The organism is Kocuria salina, assembly GCF_013368965.1.
Taxonomy (GTDB): Bacteria; Actinomycetota; Actinomycetes; order Actinomycetales; family Micrococcaceae; genus Kocuria; species Kocuria rosea.
In genome coordinates this window covers 80,111-99,028 of sequence record NZ_SSSF01000008.1, presented here as the reverse complement: position 1 = coordinate 99,028, position 18,918 = coordinate 80,111, and the positions used below count along the sequence as shown (strand labels likewise).

General features: G+C 73.0%; 12 protein-coding genes. All 12 read left to right on the top strand.

Annotation, left to right across the window (positions count from 1 at the left end; genetic code table 11):
* Positions 1–10 precede the first annotated feature (10 nt).
* The 12 genes from E7Z53_RS15210 to E7Z53_RS15155 all read left to right on the top strand — a co-directional run bounded on the left by E7Z53_RS15210 (position 11) and on the right by E7Z53_RS15155 (position 18,909).
* Complete coding sequence (locus tag E7Z53_RS15210) at positions 11–1,747, top strand: DUF885 domain-containing protein (protein ID WP_176338136.1); 1,737 nt, start codon at positions 11–13, stop codon at positions 1,745–1,747.
* Between the two features lie 73 nt (positions 1,748–1,820).
* Entirely contained in the window at positions 1,821–3,218 is a 1,398-nt protein-coding gene (locus tag E7Z53_RS15205; RefSeq protein ID WP_176338135.1) for a dicarboxylate/amino acid:cation symporter, read from the top strand.
* 157 nt (positions 3,219–3,375) lie between these two features.
* Positions 3,376–4,581 carry a GAF domain-containing protein gene (locus tag E7Z53_RS15200; protein ID WP_052132895.1) on the top strand — a complete coding sequence of 402 codons (1,206 nt, stop codon included), beginning with the start codon at positions 3,376–3,378 and terminating at the stop codon, positions 4,579–4,581.
* A gap of 142 nt (positions 4,582–4,723) precedes the next feature.
* Positions 4,724–6,271 carry an acetaldehyde dehydrogenase ExaC gene (gene exaC / locus E7Z53_RS15195; RefSeq protein ID WP_035926457.1) on the top strand — a complete coding sequence of 516 codons (1,548 nt, stop codon included), beginning with the start codon at positions 4,724–4,726 and terminating at the stop codon, positions 6,269–6,271.
* A 48-nt stretch (positions 6,272–6,319) separates the two neighbouring features.
* The gene (gene adhP / locus E7Z53_RS15190) at positions 6,320–7,393 is read left to right on the top strand and encodes an alcohol dehydrogenase AdhP (RefSeq protein WP_017834229.1); all 1,074 of its coding nucleotides are present in this window, start codon (positions 6,320–6,322) and stop codon (positions 7,391–7,393) included.
* Positions 7,394–7,550: 157 nt separating this feature from the next.
* Positions 7,551–8,186: a Maf family protein gene (locus tag E7Z53_RS15185; protein ID WP_035926461.1), complete on the top strand. Its 636-nt coding sequence runs from the start codon at positions 7,551–7,553 to the stop codon at positions 8,184–8,186.
* A 143-nt stretch (positions 8,187–8,329) separates the two neighbouring features.
* A complete protein-coding gene (locus E7Z53_RS15180) occupies positions 8,330–10,123 on the top strand; it encodes an acetyl/propionyl/methylcrotonyl-CoA carboxylase subunit alpha (RefSeq protein WP_176338134.1) in 1,794 nt (597 codons plus the stop codon).
* Positions 10,124–10,142: 19 nt separating this feature from the next.
* The gene (locus E7Z53_RS15175) at positions 10,143–10,973 is read left to right on the top strand and encodes a thioesterase II family protein (RefSeq protein WP_176338133.1); all 831 of its coding nucleotides are present in this window, start codon (positions 10,143–10,145) and stop codon (positions 10,971–10,973) included.
* A gap of 10 nt (positions 10,974–10,983) precedes the next feature.
* Entirely contained in the window at positions 10,984–11,691 is a 708-nt protein-coding gene (locus E7Z53_RS20860; protein WP_146202103.1) for a 4'-phosphopantetheinyl transferase family protein, read from the top strand.
* 767 nt (positions 11,692–12,458) lie between these two features.
* Positions 12,459–13,532 carry a 2,3-diaminopropionate biosynthesis protein SbnA gene (sbnA, locus tag E7Z53_RS15165; RefSeq protein WP_176338132.1) on the top strand — a complete coding sequence of 358 codons (1,074 nt, stop codon included), beginning with the start codon at positions 12,459–12,461 and terminating at the stop codon, positions 13,530–13,532.
* Entirely contained in the window at positions 13,529–16,387 is a 2,859-nt protein-coding gene (locus tag E7Z53_RS15160) for a Pls/PosA family non-ribosomal peptide synthetase (RefSeq protein WP_369597999.1), read from the top strand. The genes sbnA and E7Z53_RS15160 overlap by 4 nt, the downstream gene beginning before the upstream one ends.
* A complete protein-coding gene (locus E7Z53_RS15155) occupies positions 16,384–18,909 on the top strand; it encodes a non-ribosomal peptide synthetase (RefSeq protein ID WP_176338130.1) in 2,526 nt (841 codons plus the stop codon). Before E7Z53_RS15160 ends, E7Z53_RS15155 begins: the two co-directional genes overlap by 4 nt.
* The last annotated feature ends 9 nt before the right edge of the window (positions 18,910–18,918 follow it).

Below are 18,918 nucleotides of genomic sequence, written 5' to 3'. Positions count from 1 at the left end.
TGTGACGTGCATGACCGATCAACGGCCCGACCCCCTGACCGGCGCCGGCCCCGCGCCCCTCGGCGCGGGGCGGCGCGAGCCCACGGACGTGGACGCCGTGGCCGAGCGCTGGTTCGCGCGCGCCATGGAGCTGGACCCGGCCCAGGCCACCGTGCACGGCTTCCCCGGGCACGAGGCCGAGTACCGCGACTTCGGGCCCGAGGGCCTGGAGGCCCACGCCGACGCCGCCCGCCGGACGCTGGCGGAGCTCGAGCTCGCGGCCCCGGTCGACGACGTCGACCGGATCACCGGCCACGCCCTGCGCGAGCGCCTGGGCCTGGACCTGCTCCTGCACGAGGAGGGGCTGCGGGGCTGGGAGGTCAACAACATCTCCTCCCCGGTGCAGGAGATCCGGGAGGTCTTCGACGACCTGCCCCGGAGCACCGCCGAGGACTGGGCGCACCTCGCCGGCCGGCTGCGCGCCGTGCCCGCCGCCGTGGACTCCTACGTCCTGGGCCTGCGGCACGCCCGCTCCCTCGGCCGCTCGGCCTCCGCGGCGCAGCTGCGCAACGCCGCCCGGCAGTGCACCGGCTACGCGGCGCGCCACGGCTTCTTCGACCGGCTGGCGCGCAGCCCCCGCGTCCCCGAGGCGCTGCGGCAGCAGGTCGGGGAGGCGGCCGAGGCGGCGCGGCACGCCTACCGGGGCCTCGCCGCCGTGCTGGGCAGGGAGCTCGCCGCGGACGCGCCCCGCACGGACGCGGTGGGACCGGACGTGTACACGCTGCGCCTGCAGGAGTTCCTGGGCGCCGTCCTGGACCCGGCCACGGTCTACGCGTGGGGCGTGGAGCAGCTGCGCACGATCGTGGCGGAGCAGGAGCAGCTCGCCCGCCGGATCGCCCCAGGCGCCACGGTCGCCGAGGCCATGGCGGCCCTGGACGCCGACCCGGCGCGGCAGCTGCACGGCACCGACGCGCTGCAGGCGTGGATGCAGGACCTCTCCGACGCCGCCGTGGACGCCCTCGCGGACACGCACTTCGAGCTCACCGGTCCCATGCGCCGGCTCGAGTGCCGCATCGCCCCGACCCACGACGGCGGGATCTGGTACTCGATGCCCAGCGCCGACTTCTCCCGCCCCGGGCGCATGTGGTGGTCCGTGCCCGAGGGCACCCGGACCTTCACCACGTGGGAGGAGACCACGACCGTCTACCACGAGGGCGTTCCCGGCCACCACCTGCAGTTCTCCACCGCGCTCGCCAACTCGGGCGAGCTCAACCGGTGGCGGCGGATGGGCGTGTGGGTCTCGGGCCACGGGGAGGGCTGGGCGCTGTACGCCGAGCGGCTCATGGACGAGCTGGGCCACCTGCAGGACCCCGGGGACCGGATGGGGATGCTGGACGCCCAGCGGCTGCGGGCGGCGCGGGTGGTGTTCGACGTCGGCTTCCACTGCGGCTACCGGATCCCCGCGGAGCTCGGGGACGCCCTCGGCGGGGCCCGCCCCGGCGAGGTCTGGACGCCCGAGGACGGCTGGCAGTTCCTGCGCTCGAACATCGTGATGGCGGACCCGATGCTGCGCTTCGAGTGGATGCGCTACATGGGCTGGCCCGGGCAGGCGCCGTCCTACAAGGTGGGCCAGCAGCTGTGGGAGCAGGCGCGGGAGGCGGCCCGCGCCGCGGCGGGCCCGGAGTTCCTGCTCAAGGACTTCCACACCCGCGCGCTGCGGGTCGGCTCGGTGGGCCTGGACACCCTGCGGTACGCGCTCGCCCTGTGACCTCCGTCATTCCCGCGTCACATTTCGTCACCGTCATTCGGTGTTGTATATTTCCGCGCCCTATCGTGGCCACATGATTTCCGCAGAAAGCACTCGACGGCTGCCCCGGTGGATGACCTCCTTCGGCCCGCAGATCGTGCTCGCCCTCCTCCTGGGCGTGGTCCTGGGCACCGTGGCCGACGCCCTGGGCGGCGACCCCGACACGGACCCCAACTGGCTGATGACCGCCCTGGACACCATCGGCACCAGCTACGTCAGCCTGCTCAAGGCCGCCGTGGTCCCGCTCATCGTGACCGCGGTGATCTCCTCGATCGCCAACCTGCGGGAGGTCTCCAACGCCGCCCGGCTCGCGTGGAAGACGCTGCTGTGGTTCGGGATCACCGCCCTGATCGCCGTGACGGTCGGCCTGGTGCTCGGCCTGGTCGTCCAGCCCGGCGCCGGCAGCGGCGCGGCCGCGCCCGCCGAGGCGTACACCGGGACGCAGGGCTCGTGGCTGGGCTTCCTCACCGGCCTGGTCCCCGCCAACTTCCTGGGCCTGCAGGTCTCCTCCTCCGTGGTGGACCCGGAGACCGTCCAGACCTCCCTCGGCTTCAACGTGCTGCAGGTGCTCGTGGTCTCGGCCGCCGTCGGCATCGCGGCGCTCAAGGTGGGCACCCCCGCCGAGCCCTTCCTGGCCGTGGTCCGGGCCGCGCTCGCCGTGGTGCAGAAGGTGGTCTGGTGGATCATCCGCCTCGCCCCGCTGGGCACCCTCGGGCTCATCGGCCGGGCCGTGTTCGAGTACGGCTGGACCTCGATGGGCGGGCTCCTGGCGTTCGTCGCCACCGTCTACGCCGGCCTGCTGGTCGTGGCGTTCGTGGTCTACCCGGCCCTGGTCAAGGCGCACGGGCTCTCCGTCCGGCAGTACTTCTCCGGCGTGTGGCCGGCCGTGCAGCTGGGCTTCGTCTCCCGCTCCTCGGTCGGCACCATGCCCCTGACGCAGCGCGTCACCGAGCGCAGCCTCGGCGTGCCCCGCGCCTACGCGTCCTTCGCCGTGCCGCTCGGGGCCACCACCAAGATGGACGGCTGCGCCGCGGTCTACCCCGCGATCGCCGCCCTGTTCGTCGCGCAGTTCTACGGGATCGAGCTGGACGTCACGCACTACGTGCTCATCGCGCTCGTGTCCGTGCTGGGCTCCGCGGCGACCGCCGGCACCACGGGCGCCACCGTGATGCTCACCCTGACGCTGTCCACGCTGGGCCTGCCGCTCGACGGCGTGGGCCTCCTGCTGGCCGTGGACCCGATCATCGACATGGGCCGCACCGCGCTCAACGTGGCGGGCCAGGCCCTGGTGCCCACGATCGTCGCCCACCGCGAGGGGCTGCTGGACCGGGAGCTCTACGACGCCCCGCGCTCCGGCGACCCCTTCACACCCGAGGACGCCGCCCCCGAGGGCGCCACCCCCGAGGCCACCGCGGCGACCGGGGCCCGCTGAGCCCCGGCGCCGCCGTCCCCACCGCGAGGGGCGGGGAACTGCGAGAATGCTCGACGCATTCCGGCAGTTCCCCGCCCCTCGCTGTTCCTGGACGCGTCACGGGCTACCCTGGGACGGGCATGAGAGCTGGATCACAGCACGGGACAGGAGGCGGCGCGTGGGCGCACCGGCGGACGGACCGACGACGACGGACCCGCTGCTGCGACTGTCCTGGGCCCGGTCGCTGGACCACCTCTCGGCGCCCGAGCGCTGCACCCCGCGGGTCGTGCTGGACGGCCCCGACGTCCGGGAGGCCCGCTCCCCGCTGCGCCTGCTGATGCCCGTGCTCGACGAGCTGCTCACCCCGCTGGCCGAGGACACCGGCCTGGTCGTGGCCGTCACGGACCCCGGCGGCGTGATCCTGCAGGTCCGGGGCAGCGCCGCGACCCGGCGGCGGGCCGAATCCATGGGCTTCGTCGAGGGCGCCGACTGGTCCGAGCCGGCCGTGGGCACCAACGCCCCGGGCACCGCCCTGGTCCTGCGCCGGCCCGTGACCGTGCACCGCGAGCAGCACTTCTACCCCGAGGCCCGGCCCTGGACCTGCACGGCCGCCCCGCTGCTGCACCCCGTCACGGGGGCGCTGCTGGGGGCGGTGGACCTGACGGGCGGGGACGCCGCCGCGGCCCCCGCCACCCGGGCACTGGTCGGCGCGGCGGTGCGCGCCGCCCGGGCCGAGCTCGCCCTCGCCCTGCGCTCCGCCCGCCGCTCCGAGACCGCCGCGGCGCCGGCCGCCGCCCCCGCCCACGGCGCGTTCCTGCGCGTGCTCGGCGACGCCCCGCCGGCGCTGGTGCTGGACGGTCAGGCCCTGGAGCTCACCGAGCGCCACGCCGAGATCCTCCTGGCCCTCTCACGCGCCGGCAACGGCCTGTGCACCGCGGAGCTGTCGGAGCAGCTGTGGGCCGGCCGGGCGCAGGAGACCACGGTGCGCGCCGAGGTCCTGCGGCTGCGCCGGCTGCTCGAGTCCCGGGGCGGGCCGGCGATCGCCTCCCGCCCCTACCGGCTCGAGACCCCGCTGCCCTCGGACGCGGGCCGGGTGCTCGAGCTGCTCGCCCGGGGCTCGCACCGGCGGGCGCTGCGCGAGTACACCGGGGCGCTGCTGCCCCACTCCGAGGCGCCGTCCCTCGTGGCCCTGCGCCACCGCCTCACCGGGCTCCTGCGAGAGGCCGTGCTCACCGACGGCTCGGCCGAGGCCGTGCGCGAGTACCTCACCCTGCCGGAGGCCGCCGACGACGCCGAGGCGTGGGCGCTGCTGCTGCGCCTCCTGCCGGCCCGCTCCCCCGCCCGCGCCGAGGCCGTGCTCGAGCTGGAGCGGCTGCGCATCTGACCGGCCCCGGCGCCCGCCGCACCGTGCGTGCAACGTGCGTGCAACGTGGCCCCCCGTAGCGTGATCCGCATCACACGATGGTGCGGACGAGGCGGTCCGCACCCGTGCCACACGCACCGTCACGCACCAGGAGCAGGTCACCATGAGCGTTGAAACCCAGTCCCTCACCACCGTCTACGCGCAGCCCGGCACCGAGGGCTCGAAGGTCACCTTCAAGCCCCGCTACGAGCACTGGATCGGCGGACAGTGGGTCCCGCCCGTGCAGGGCAGGTACTTCGAGAACATCTCCCCGGTCAACGGCAAGCCCTTCACGGAGGTGGCCCGCGGCACCGCCGAGGACATCGACGCCGCGCTCGACGCCGCGTGGGCCGCCGCCCCGGCCTGGGGCAAGACCCCGGTCGCGGAGCGGGCGCTGGTGCTGCACCGGGTCGCCGACCGGATGGAGCAGAACCTCGAGATGCTCGCCGTGGCCGAGACCTGGGACAACGGCAAGCCCGTGCGCGAGACCATCAACGCGGACATCGCCCTGGCCATCGACCACTTCCGCTACTTCGCCGGGGCGATCCGCGCCCAGGAGGGCACCCTCTCCCAGCTCGACGACAACACCACGTCCTACCACTTCCACGAGCCCCTCGGGGTGGTCGGGCAGATCATCCCCTGGAACTTCCCGATCCTCATGGGCGTGTGGAAGCTCGCCCCGGCCCTGGCCGCGGGCAACGCCGTGGTGCTCAAGCCGGCCGAGCAGACCCCGGCCTCGATCATGGTGCTCATGGAGCTGCTCGCGGACATCCTGCCCCCGGGCGTGGTCAACGTGGTCAACGGCTTCGGCGTGGAGGCCGGCAAGCCGCTGGCCTCGAGCCCGCGGATCCGCAAGATCGCCTTCACCGGGGAGACCACCACCGGCCGGCTCATCATGCAGTACGCGTCCCAGAACATCATCCCGGTGACCCTCGAGCTGGGCGGGAAGTCCCCGAACATCTTCTTCGAGGACGTCGCCGCGGCCCAGGACTCCTTCTACGACAAGGCGCTGGAGGGCTTCGCGTTCTTCGCCCTCAACCAGGGCGAGGTCTGCACCTGCCCCTCGCGGGCCCTGATCCAGGGCTCGATCTACGACCGGCTGCTGGCGGACGGCGTCGAGCGGGTCAAGGGAATGGTCCAGGGCAACCCGCTGGACCTCGACACCCAGGTCGGGGCGCAGGCCTCCAACGACCAGCTGCAGAAGATCCTCTCCTACATCGACATCGGCCGGCAGGAGGGCGCGAAGGTCCTCGTGGGCGGCGAGCGCAACGTCCTGGACGGGGACCTCGCCGAGGGCTTCTACGTCTCCCCCACGGTGTTCGAGGGCGAGAACTCGATGCGCATCTTCCAGGAGGAGATCTTCGGGCCCGTCCTGTCGGTCACCCGCTTCGCCGACTACGCCGACGCCATGGCCACCGCCAACGACACCCTCTACGGCCTCGGCGCCGGGGTCTGGGCCCGCAACGGAAACCTGGCCTACCGCGCCGGCCGCGACATCCAGGCCGGGCGCGTGTGGGTGAACCAGTACCACAACTACCCCGCCCACTCCGCGTTCGGCGGCTACAAGTCCTCGGGCATCGGCCGCGAGAACCACCTCATGATGCTGGACCACTACCAGCAGACCAAGAACCTGCTGGTCTCCTACTCCGAGGATGCCCAGGGCTTCTTCTAAACCACCCTCACCCGTCCCGACCGTCCGTCCCGTTCCAGGAGGAGCACCATGAACGCCCAGCAAGCCCCGACCGTCCAGGAGTCCGCGGCCACCGCGGTCCCCGGCACCATGACCGCCGCCGTCGTCACCGCCTTCGGGCAGCCCCTGGAGGTCAAGGACCTCCCGGTCCCCGAACCCGGCCCCGGCCAGGTCCTCGTCAAGCTGATCTCGACCGGTGTGTGCCACACCGACCTGCACGCCGCCCACGGCGACTGGCCGGTCCAGCCCACCCCGCCCTTCGTCCCGGGCCACGAGGGCGTGGGCACGGTCGTGGCCCTCGGCCCGGGCGTCACGGAGGTGCAGGAGGGCGACCTCGTGGGCAACGCCTGGCTGGCCTCGGCGTGCGGGCACTGCCGCAACTGCCGCACCGGCTGGGAGACGCTGTGCGAGGAGCAGGTCAACGGCGGCTACAGCATCGACGGGTCCTTCGGCCAGTACATGCTGGTCGACGCCCGCTTCGCCGCGCAGATCCCCGCGGGCGCCGACCCGTACGAGGTGGCGCCGGTGCTGTGCGCCGGGGTCACCGTCTACAAGGGCCTGAAGATGACCGAGGCGCGGCCTGGGGAGTGGGTGGTGATCTCCGGCATCGGCGGCCTGGGGCACCTGGCCGTGCAGTACGCGGTGGCCATGGGCCTGCGGGTCGCGGCGGTCGACGTCGCCGACGACAAGCTGGCCCTCGCCCGCAAGCACGGCGCGGAGATCACCGTCAACGCGTTCGCGGAGGACCCGGCCGAGGCCGTGCTCGCGCAGATCCCGGGCGGTGCGGACGCCGTGCTGGTGACCGCCGTGCACCCGGCCGCGTTCGGCCAGGCGATCGGCATGGTCCGCCGCGGCGGGACGATCGTGTTCAACGGCCTGCCGCCCGGGGACTTCCCGGCGCCGATCTTCGACATCGTGCTCAAGGGCCTGACCATCCGCGGCTCCATCGTGGGCACGCGCCAGGACATGGTCGAGGCCCTCGACTTCTACGCTCGCGGTCTGATCCACCCGACCTACAGCACCCGTCCGCTCGAGGACGTCAACGCGATCCTCGACGAGATGGAGAAGGGCAAGATCGAGGGCCGCGTGGTCGTCGAGTACTGATCCGGGCGGACGCGAGGTGTCGCGTCCCGTCCCGGGCGATCGTGAGGGGTCGCGTCCTGTCGGTGGGAGAACGTCTCATCAGCAGGACGCGGCCCCTCGCGCGTGGGCGAGGGGCGCAGCGCGGCCCTCGCGCGCACGGCCTGCGTATCCTGGGACGGTGACTCCCCGCCTCGTCCTCGCCTCCCGCTCCCCCGCCCGCACCAAGCTGCTGGCCGACGCCGGGATCGGCCACGACCGGCTCGTCTCCGACGTGGACGAGGACGCCGTGGTCCGGGAGCGCGGGGTGACCGGCGCCGAGGAGACCGCGATGGTCCTGGCCCGGGCCAAGGCGGAGGCCGTGGCGGCGCTGCCCGAGGCCGCCGGCGCCCTCGTGGTGGGCTGCGACTCGGTCTTCGAGCTCGACGGCGAGGTGCACGGCAAGCCCTTGGACGCCGCGACGGCGACCGCCCGGATCCGGGCCATGCGCGGGCGCTCGGGGGTGCTCCACACGGGCCACTGGCTCGTGGACACGCGGAGCCCGGCGGACGGCGGGAGCGGCTGGAGCGGCGGCGCGCCCGCCAGCGCCGAGGTGTTCTTCGCGCAGATGTCCGACGACGAGGTCGCGGCCTACGTGGCCACCGGCGAGCCCCTGGAGGTGGCCGGGTCCTTCACCATCGACTCGCTCGGCGCGGCGTTCGTGGAGCGGGTGGAGGGCGACGTGCACGCCGTCGTCGGCCTGAGCCTCAGCACCCTGCGCACGCTGCTCGGCCGGGCGGGCGTCGGCGTGCCCGAGCTGTGGACCGCCGGCCGCTGAGAACCGCTCCCCGCCGGAACCGGTCTGCGCTTTGTAGGACTCCTACAGAAACGGCGTCGCATTTCCGGTCCGCCGCCGGGTGGTTGGGCGATTGCTCACGACGGGGAATACAGTGCATCGGAGGATTCGACAAGGAGTGAGACGTGACCGGTAAGAACCCCGCGGACGGCGCCATCCGCCCCATCACCAAGGTGCTCGTGGCCAACCGCGGCGAGATCGCGGTGCGCGTGATCCGCGCCGCCCGCGACGAGGGCATCGCCTCCGTGGCCGTGTACGCCGACCCGGACCGGGACGCCCTGCACGCCCGCACGGCGGACGAGGCCTACGGGCTCGGCGGGTCCACCGCCGCGGACTCGTACCTGGTGATCGACAAGATCCTCGAGGTCGCCGCCCGCTCGGGCGCCGACGCCGTGCACCCCGGCTACGGCTTCCTGTCCGAGAACGCCGAGTTCGCCCTCGCCGTGCTCGAGGCCGGCCTGACCTGGATCGGGCCCCCGCCCGCGGCCATCGCCAAGCTCGGCGACAAGGTGGCCGCCCGCCACATCGCGGAGAAGGTCGGCGCCCCGCAGGTCCCCGGCACCACCGACCCGGTCGGCTCCGCGGAGGAGGTCCTCGCGTTCGCCGACGAGCACGGGCTGCCCCTGGCCATCAAGGCCGCGTTCGGCGGCGGCGGCCGCGGCATCAAGGTGGTCCGCAACCGCGACGACATCCCGGAGCTCTACGAGTCCGCCGTGCGCGAGGCCACCGCGGCGTTCGGCCGCGGCGACTGCTTCGTGGAGCGCTTCCTGGACGCCCCGCGGCACGTCGAGACCCAGTGCCTGGCCGACGCCCACGGCAACGTGGTGGTCGTCTCCACCCGCGACTGCTCCCTGCAGCGGCGCAACCAGAAGCTCGTGGAGGAGGCGCCGGCGCCGTTCCTGTCCGAGGAGCAGAACCGCCTGCTCTACGCCTCCTCGAAGGCGATCCTGCGCGAGGCCGGCTACCAGGGCGCGGGCACGTGCGAGTTCCTGGTGGGCCAGGACGGCACGATCACGTTCCTGGAGGTCAACACCCGCCTGCAGGTGGAGCACCCGGTGTCCGAGGAGGTCACGGGCATCGACCTGGTGCGCGAGCAGTTCCGGCTGGCCCGCGGCGAGGCCCTCGGCTACGACGACCCGGAGGTCCGCGGCCACTCGATCGAGTTCCGCATCAACGGCGAGGACCCGGGGCGGCACTTCATGCCCTCCCCCGGCACCATCGCCGCCCTCGACCTGCCCGGCGGACCCGGCGTGCGCGTGGACTCCGGCGTGCAGGCCGGCGAGACCGTGGGCGGGAACTTCGACTCCATGCTCGCCAAGCTGATCGTCACCGGGGCCACCCGGCAGCAGGCGCTCGAGCGCTCCCGCCGGGCGCTGGCCGAGCTGCGCATCGAGGGCATGCCCACCGTGGTGCCCTTCCACCGCGCCGTCGTCGCCGATCCGGCGTTCGCCCCCGCGGACGGCGCCCCGTTCACCGTGCACACGCGGTGGATCGAGACGGAGTTCGACAACACCATCCCGCCCTTCGAGGGCGTCCCGCAGGCCGGGCCCGAGGCCGAGGAGCGTCAGTCGATCGTCGTCGAGGTCTCCGGCAAGCGTCTCGAGGTGGTCCTGCCCGCCCTGCCCGGCGCGGCCAAGCCCAACGGGACCGCGGCCAAGCCGCGCAAGGCCCGCTCCGCCCGCGGCGGCGGCACCGCCGCGGCGAGCGGGGACAGCCTGAGCTCCCCGATGCAGGGGACCATCGTGAAGATCGCGGTGGACAACGGGGACGAGGTGGCCGAGGGCGACCTCGTGCTGGTGCTGGAGGCCATGAAGATGGAGCAGCCGCTGACCGCCCACAAGTCGGGCACGGTCTCGGGGCTCTCCGTGAGCCCCGGGGACACCGTCTCCGCCGGCGCCGTCCTGGCCACCATCTCCTGACCCGGGCGGCCCGGCCCCGATGAGCACCCGACCGACCGGCGCCCCCGGGCGCTGCCTCGTGGACCTCTCCGCGCAGGACCGGCTGCGCAGCGGCGCCCCCGCCCGGACGCCCCGGCTGCGGGTGCTCTGCTGCCCGCCCTCGGGCGCGGCCGCCGGCTACTGGCGGTTCCTGGTCCGCGAGGACGTGCACGTCCTCGGCGTCCAGTACCCCGGCCGGGAGAGCCGCTTCCGGGAGCCGGCCGCGCCCTCGGTCGCCGCCCTCGCCGCGGAGGCAGCCGAGGCCGTCGCCGGGGCGCCGTGGGCGGCCTCGGACGTCCCGCTCGTGGTCCTGGGGCACAGCATGGGCGCCTCCGTCGCGGCCGAGCTCGCCTCGCTCCTCGAGCACCGGGAGGGGATCCGGGTGTCGCTGCTCGCGCTGTCCGCGAAGACCGCCCCGGGCGCCGTGGACGCGGCGGACGACGGGGACGAGGACCTGCGGGCCGGGCTCGACCCGCAGGACCCGGGCGCGGACCAGGCGCTCGCCCGGTGGCTGCGGCGGCTGGGCGGCACCCCCGAGGCCGTGCTGGCGGACCCCGAGCTGCTGGCCCTGCAGCTGCCCGCCCTGCGCGCGGACCTGCGGGCCTCGATGGCCCACGACCGGCTCCCCGCCCCGGTCACGGCACCCGTGCTGCTGCTGCGCGGCAGCGAGGACCACACCGTGGACGCCGCCGGCATGGACGCCTGGCGTCCCGTCAGCACCGGGACCGTGCAGCGGCGCGAGTACCCCGGCGGCCACCACCCGCTCGCCGAGAACCGGCACCGCCTGCTCGAGGACCTCGAGGCGTGCGCCGCTCCCGGCCGCTCCCGGTGAGCCCGTCGTCGTGACGACGCTCCCGCCGAGCGTGCCCGGCACGGTCGAGCTGCCGGTGCCGGGCGCCCCCGCGGACGTGCGGGTGGTGCTCGCCCGCGTGGCCGCGCTGGCCGGCTGGGCGGAGTCGGTCCGGGACTGCCTGGACGAGGACGAGCGGAACCGGGCCGCGGCGTTCCGCCACGAGAGCGACCGGCTGCGGTTCGTCGTCGCCCACTGCGTGCTGCGCCACGAGCTCGCCGCCCGCACCGGGGCGGCCCCGGCCTCGCTGCGCCTGGGACCGCCCGTCCCCGCCGCGGGGCCCCGGCCCAAGCCGCGGCTCGAGGACCACGCCCTGCGCTTCTCCCTCTCGCACAGCGGCGACCAGGTGCTCGTGGCCACCGCCGGGCGCGAGGTGGGGGTGGACGTCGAGCTGCTCCAGGACCCGGTCGCCGCCGAGCAGGTGGTCCCCCTGCTCCACCCCGCCGAGATCATCGCCCTGCGGGCCCTGCCCGCCGCGGACCGGCCGGCCGCCGTGACCACGGTGTGGGCGCGCAAGGAGTCCCTGCTCAAGGCCATGGGCTCGGGGCTGTTCCGCGAACCCTCCGTGGACGAGGTCGGGGCGGGCCCCGTCCCGGGACGGCCCGTGGCCGGGTGGCGGATCCTGGACCTGGCGCTCCCGCCGGGCCCCGGCCCGGACCGTGCGGAGTCGCGAGCGGCGCTGACCGTCCGCGTCCCGTGACCGTCACCGCGTACAACCGCCGGTGGACAGGCTTTCTCCATCCGGGGGCGGACTACAGCGTCGGACCCGTCGGTCATCCTTGAAGCATGTCGGGCCCCTCCAGGGAACAGGGTCCGGCGAGAGCGGCGAAGAACTCACTCGCCCTGTGCCGTGCTTCCTCCGGATCCCGGAGCGGAGCACCTTCCGGACCCAGCACTCCCGCCCGTCAGGATCATCCGTCACGTGCAGTTGTCAGCACCCGGGTTCCCGCGCTGACCAGGAGAGCCGGTTCCGCGATCGGCCGGGCCCCCGCCGGGGCCGTGTCCGAATCGTGTCCGTCATCTTCGCAAATGTTGGTCGAGGCCCCCTGACCTGGACCTACGTTGGTGACGTCGAACCATACACAGAGCTCAACCGGCGTTCGGGGGAATGCGCCAGGAGCCAGCACCAGTCGCGGAGCGGATCTCGCTTCTCCACCGGATGGGACAGACCCATGAGAAGAACCACCTGAGCAGTCACGACCGCCGCTTTCGCGGCTGGCACCACTGTCCTGCGGCTCCTGCCGCGAGTGGGGGACTCACAGCCGTCGATCGCTCCGGGCTCGCAGCGCAGCGTTGCACCGTTCCGTCGAGGCGGCGCCCCGCAGGACGGAGCCCTCGTCGATCGGCATGCCGAGAAGAGGGTCCTTGCGGTGCCCGTCAGCCGAGCTACGAGCCGACCCGAATGCGAAACGCCGTCCCCGCGCCCTCCTCACGGACCGAGCGCACGGCGAGAGAACGAGGAAGACCATGTCCATCATCAAGGCTCCGCACCTGTTCAACGAGGAGAGTCTGTTCATCGACCTGGAGGGCGCGCTGGGCCGCCGCCTCTACCTGAAGATCGAGGGGTTCAACTTCGCCGGTTCGATCAAGCTCAAGCCCGCCAGGGAGATGGTCGAGCGGGCCGAGCGGGAAGGGAGGGTCGGCCCCGGCTCCGTGCTCGTGGAGTCCTCCTCCGGCAACCTCGGCGTCGCGCTCAGCATGATCGCCGCCAGCAAGGGGTACAGCTTCGTGTGCGTGATCGACCCGCGCTGCAACCCCGCGACCCGGCAGCTCATGGAGTCGCTCGGGGCGCACGTCGACCTGGTCACCGAGCCCGATCCCGTCGACGGCTTCCTCGGCGCCCGCCTCAACCACGTCCGGGAGCTGTGCGCTTTCGACCAGCGGTACGTCTGGCTCAACCAGTACACCAGCCCCGGCAACTGGGGGGCGCACTACCGCTGGACCGCCCCCGAGATCGACGCCCAGTTCCCCGAGCTCGACGTGCTGTTCGTGGGGGCCGGAACCACGGGCACGCTGATGGGCTGCGCGCGGTACTTCAAGGAGCACCGGCCCGACGTCCGGATCGTCGCGGTGGACGCCGTCGGCTCGGTCTCGTTCGGTCGCCCGCCGGCCACCCGTCTGATCCCCGGGCTCGGCATGAGCGTGCGGCCGCCCCAGCTCGACGAGTCCCTGATCGACGACGTGGTGATGGTCGAGGAGCTGGACACGGTGCGCACCTGCCACCGCCTGGCCGGGCGAGGGTTCCTGCTCGGCGGCTCCACCGGGACCGTGGTCCACGGCGCCATGACGTGGCTCGCGGCCCACCACGCCGAGGACGTCACCGCGGTGGCCATCTCCCCGGACCTGGGCCGCCCGTACCTGGACACCATCTACCAGCCGGACTGGGTCCTCGACCACTTCGGGGCCGAGGCGCTCGCCGGCTCCGACTCGACAGCCGCTCTGAGCCGTCCGCACCACCAGGTGTCATGGCGTCGGCAGGCGGCAACCACACCGGTGACCGGTTCCGCGGCCACCTCCTCCCCGAGGAGTCTCTCGCAGTGAAGAAGCTCGCCGACGCCCTCCCGGCGTCTCCCCTCCCCCCGATCTCGGTCCCCACCAGGCGCGAGCCTCCGTCCGCACCGGCCCTCGAGAGGACCGGTGCGGGCCTGCCGCTCGAGCGCCGGCTGGCCGCTCTCCTCGCCTCGGTGGTGCAGCAGGACGACATCCCCGTGGACGCCGACTTCTTCGCCGACCTGGGCGCGGACTCCCTGGTGATGGCGCGCTTCTGCGCCCGGGTGCGCAAGCAGTCCGACCTGCCGGCGGTGTCCATGAAGGACATCTACCAGCATCCGACGATCACGGCGCTGGCCGGGGCCCTGGCTCCGCCGGAGCCGGTGCCGGCGGCCGTGCGAGACCGGCTGGTCGAGGTGCTGACCGGGGTGCTGGGCGTGGACCGGGTGCCGGTGGACGCCGACTTCTTCGCCGACCTGGGCGCGGACTCCCTGGTCATGGCGCGGTTCTGCGCCCGGGTGCGCAAGCAGCCGGACCTGCCGGCGGTGTCCATGAAGGACGTCTACAGCCATCCGAACATCGCCGCCCTCGCCGCGGTGCTGCAGGGCCCCGTGGAACAGGACCAGCCGCAGGAGCCTGATCCCGTCGTGGCCTCCGTGCAGACGACACCGCCGCCCATGGACGCGCGGACGTGGGAGTACCTCGCCTGTGGCACCCTGCAGGTGCTCGTCTATCTCGGCTACTGCCTGCTCGCCGGCGCGGTCGCGGTCTTGGGGTACCTGTGGGTGTTCCCGGCCGCAGGGCCGGGCAACCACCACTGGGTGGGCCATGGGATGGGCTTCGGGGAGCTCTACCTGCGGTCGGTCGCCCTCGGCGCGGCGACGTTCCTGCTGCTGTGCATCCTGCCGGTCGCGGCGAAGTGGATCCTTCTCGGGCGCTTCCGGTCCGGGGAGATCCGGATCTGGAGCCTGGCCTACTTCCGGTTCTGGACGGTCAAGACCGTCATGCGCACCTGCCCCCTCGCCCTGATGACCGGTTCCCCGCTGACCCCTCTCTATCTGCGGGCCATGGGCGCCAAGGTCGGGCGCAACGTGACGATCCTGACCACTCACCTGCCGGTGTGCACCGACTTGATCACGATCGGGGACGGGACCGTGATCCGCAAGGACGTGTACGCCAACGGCTACCGAGCCCACGGCGGAGTCATCCAGACCGGCGCCGTGACACTGGGCCGGGACGTGATCGTCGGCGAGGGCAGCGTCCTGGACATCGGCACGACGATGGGGGACGGTTCCCAGCTGGGCCACCGGTCCACGCTGTACACCGGCCAGGCCGTGCCCGAGGGCAAGCACTGGCACGGCTCGCCGGGCAGGCCCACCGAGACGGACTTCGCCACGGTGGCCCCGGCACCCTACCGCCCGGGACGGCGCGCCGTGTATGCCGCGGCACAGCTGGTGGCCACGCTCGCACTTGGCCGCGTCATGGTGGGGCTGACCCTGATCCTGGCTGTCCTGGCGTTCCCCCGCGTGGCCGCGCTCCTGGAATCGCATCCGCACGCGTTCACCAACTGGGTCTTCTACGCCGACGCCGTCGCCTTCGCCGGCGTGGGCGTCCTCGGCGGAACGATCGTGATGCTGGTCGTCACGACGACCGTTCCACGGGTGCTCCAGCTCTTGCTGAAGCCGGACACGGTGTACCCGCTGTTCGGACTGCAGCACGCGGCCGAGCGGGGCGTGGAGAGGCTGACCAACAGGCCCATGCTCGGGACCCTCTTCGGCGACAGCTCCTACGTCGTGAACTACGTCCGTGCCATCGGGTACCAGCAGCCTCAGCTGCAGCAGACGGGCTCGAACCTGGGCACGCTGTTCAAGCACGACAACCCGTACCTGTCGACGATCGGCACCGGCACGATGATCGCCGACGGGGTGTCGTTCATGAACACCGACTACTCGGCGACGTCCTTCAAGATCAGTCCGGTCGCGATCGGCGCGCACAACTTCCTCGGGAACTTCGTGCTCTACCCGGCCGGGGCCAGGACCGGGGAGAACTGTCTGCTCGCGACCAAGGTGATGGTCCCCGTCGACGGCCCGGTGCGCCACGACGTAGGGCTGCTCGGGTCGCCGGCGTTCGAGATCCCCCGTTCGGTCCTGCGGGACGCCCCGCTCGAGGAGTACGCCGACCCGGCCCGCTTCCAGCGGTCCCTCTCGGCCAAGAACAATCACAACCTGCGCACGATGGCTCTCTTCCTGATGGTGCGGTGGCTCAACGCGTCGCTGGCCATGCTGGCCGTGTTCGCCGCCCTCGAGCTGTCCGACCGGTTCGGTGTCCTGGCCCTCTCCGCGTCGTTCGTCGTGATGCTCGTGGTCGGGCTGTTGGTCCCCATCGTGATCGAGAACGTCATGACGCGGTTCCGGGGACTTCAACCCCAGCTCTGCTCCATCTACCACCCGTACTTCTGGTGGCACGAGCGGTACTGGAAGCTGCAGATCGTCAACCTCCGCATGAACATGCTCAACGGGACGGCCTTCAAGCCGTTCATCTGGCGACGGCTCGGAGTGCGGATGGGGAGCCGGGTCTTCGACGACGGCTGCTCGATCCCCGAGCGGAGCCTCGTGTCGATCGGCTCGCGCTGCACGCTGAACGCCGGCACCAACATCCAGTGCCACTCCCAGGAGGACGGCATGTTCAAGTCCGACCAGGACGTCATCGGCGACGACGTCACGATCGGCGTCGCCGCCCTCGTCCACTACGGCGTGACCGTCGAGGACGGCGTCGTCGTCGCCACCGACTCCTTCGTGATGAAGGGAACCACCCTCTCTCGGGGGTCCCTGTGGGCCGGCAACCCGGCCGAGGAAGCCCGTGCCGCCATCACGTCCCCCGTCGCTCCCGAAAGGCCCTTGTCATGACCACCACCCGTGCGCTCACCTGCCGGGCCGTCGCCGACCACCCGCCGGCCCCGGCCGACGACCGTCCCGCCGTCCCGGGGGCCGCCCCCACACGGATCCCCCGGTGGACGCACGACCGCCGGTCGTACCAGGCGCAGGTCGAGGCAACCGTGCCCGAGGACCTGAGCACCGCCGTGCGGTCCCTGGCCCGGGACTGGGAGGTGGCACCGGACACGATCTGGTTGGCCGCCCACGCAAGGGTGCTCCAGGCACTGTCCGGCGAGCAGGAGGTCACCACCGGCTGCAGGGACGCGGCGGGCACCCGGCCGTACACCCTCGACCTGGACCGGCCGTCCTGGCGGGTCCTGGTCCGCGAGGCGCACGACCGGCTGGTCCGGGCCCGCGCCGGGCAGACCGGGCACTCCGACCAGGGAGAAGCCCCGCGCCGAGCGGCCCCTGCGGGATACGAGGTGGTGTTCGACACCCGCCAGGACGCCGGTTCCGAACTGCCGGAGGGCGTCGTGCTCGGTGTCTCCCCCAGGCAGGCGGCCGGGGACGAGGTGCTCCACCTGCGGTACCGGCAGGACGTCCTCGACGCCGGTGCCGCCCTTCGGATCGCCGGCTACCACCTGACCGCGCTCCGCCACCTGGTCACCCGCCCCGAGACGGAGCCCGCGGACGCCGACCTGGTCGCTGCGGAGGAGCGGCGCCTCCAGCTCGAGCAGCTGGCCGGGCCCGTGCGGCCCCGGCCCCGGCTGCGCTTCCACGAGATCTTCGAGGAGCGGGTCCGGCTGCATCCTGAGCGCCTCGCCGCCGTCCAGGACCCTCGGCGGTGGACCTACACGGAGCTCAACGCGCGCGCCAACCGGATCGCCCGCGCCCTGCTCGCACGCGGACTCCGGGCGGAGGAGGTCGTGGCGGTCGTCGCCGAGCGGAACCTGGAGTGGATGGCCGCCGTCGTCGGCATCCTCAAGGCGGGAGGCGCCTATCTGCCGATCGAACCGCACTTCCCGCCCGACCGGATCGAGAAGACGCTCACCCGGGCCGGGTGCCGGACGGTGCTGACCGAGGACGGCAGCACCGCCTCGCTGGACGGAGCGCTGGCCGGGATGCCGGCCGTGACGAAGCTCCACCTCGAGGTTGTCGAGGCCGAGGGACACGCCGACCACGACCTCGGCCTGGAGGTGCGCCCGGACCAGCTCGCCTACATCTACTTCACCTCGGGCTCCACGGGTGAGCCGAAGGGCGCGATGTGCGAGCACGACGGGATGCTGAACCACCTGTACGCCAAGATCGAGGACCTGGGGATCGGACCCGGCGACGTCGTGGCCCAGAGCGCCCCCCAGTGCTTCGACATCTCCCTGTGGCAGCTGATCTCGGCCCTGCTCGTCGGCGGCCGCACCCTCATCGTCGGGCAGGACCGGATCCTCGACGTCGAGCGGTTCGTGGACACGGTGGAACAGGGCGAGGTCGCGGTCTTCCAGGTCGTCCCCTCGTACCTGGACGCGGTGGTGGCCTACCTGGAGGGCAGACCCCGCGACCTGCCCTCCCTACGCAGCGTCTCGGCGACCGGGGAGGCCCTGAAGCAGGAGCTGGTCCGCCGCTGGTTCGACGTGCTGCCCGACGTCAAGCTCGTCAACGCCTACGGGCTGACGGAGACCTCGGACGACACGAACCACGAGGTGATGAGCGCCGCGCCGGCGGGCGATCACGTGCCGCTGGGCCGGCCGGTCCCGAACGTGCGGATCCACCTCCTCGACGAGCGGCAGCGGCTCGTGCCGCTCGGAGCACCGGGCGAGATCGCCTTCTCCGGGGTGTGCGTGGGCCGCGGGTACGTCAACGACCCGGAGCGGACGGCACAGGCGTACTCCGCCGATCCCCATGTGGACGGCGCGCGGCTCTACCGGGCGGGTGACTTCGGTCGCTGGTCGCCGGACGGCAGGCTGGAGTACCTGGGCCGGCGGGACAACCAGGTCAAGATCTCCGGGTTCCGGATCGAGATCGGCGACATCGAGAACGCCCTCCTGCGGGTTCCCGGAGTCCGCGACGGGGCGGTCGTCGTGGCGGAGCGACCGGACCGGGGCAAGCACCTGGTCGCCTTCTACCATGCCCTCGAGCCACTGGACTCCGGCACGATGCGCGAGCAACTGGCGCAGTCGCTGCCCGGGTACATGGTCCCGCAGGTGTTCCAGTGGCAGCCGGCCCTCCCGCTGACAGCCAACGGCAAGATCGACCGCAAGCGCCTCACCGCGCTGGCGGCGGACGCCGAGCCCGAGGGCCGCTCGCTCGAGCTTCCGCGCACCCCCACCGAACAGTGGCTGACGGCGGCGTGGTCGCGCGTGCTCGCCGTGCCGGAGGACGGGATCGACCGCCGTGACCACTTCTTCGAGCGCGGCGGCACGTCGCTCACCGCCGTCCGCCTCGCCATCGCCCTGGACCGGAAGGTCTCGCTCAAGGACCTCCTCAGCCACCCGGTCCTCACCGACCTCGCCACGGAGCTGGACTCCAGGTCCGCCGCGGCCGGCTCACCCGCCCAACCGTGATCCCACCGG

Bases quoted from the DNA above. Each gene is read 5' to 3' on its own strand.
- E7Z53_RS15155 (WP_176338130.1), top strand. From the start codon at position 16,384: ATGACCACCACCCGTGCGCTCACCTGCCGGGCCGTCGCCGACCACCCG.
- exaC (WP_035926457.1), top strand. From the start codon at position 4,724: ATGAGCGTTGAAACCCAGTCCCTCACCACCGTCTACGCGCAGCCCGGC.
- E7Z53_RS15210 (WP_176338136.1), top strand. From the start codon at position 11: ATGACCGATCAACGGCCCGACCCCCTGACCGGCGCCGGCCCCGCGCCC.
- E7Z53_RS15175 (WP_176338133.1), top strand. From the start codon at position 10,143: ATGAGCACCCGACCGACCGGCGCCCCCGGGCGCTGCCTCGTGGACCTC.
- E7Z53_RS15205 (WP_176338135.1), top strand. From the start codon at position 1,821: ATGATTTCCGCAGAAAGCACTCGACGGCTGCCCCGGTGGATGACCTCC.
- adhP (WP_017834229.1), top strand. From the start codon at position 6,320: ATGAACGCCCAGCAAGCCCCGACCGTCCAGGAGTCCGCGGCCACCGCG.
- sbnA (WP_176338132.1), top strand. From the start codon at position 12,459: ATGTCCATCATCAAGGCTCCGCACCTGTTCAACGAGGAGAGTCTGTTC.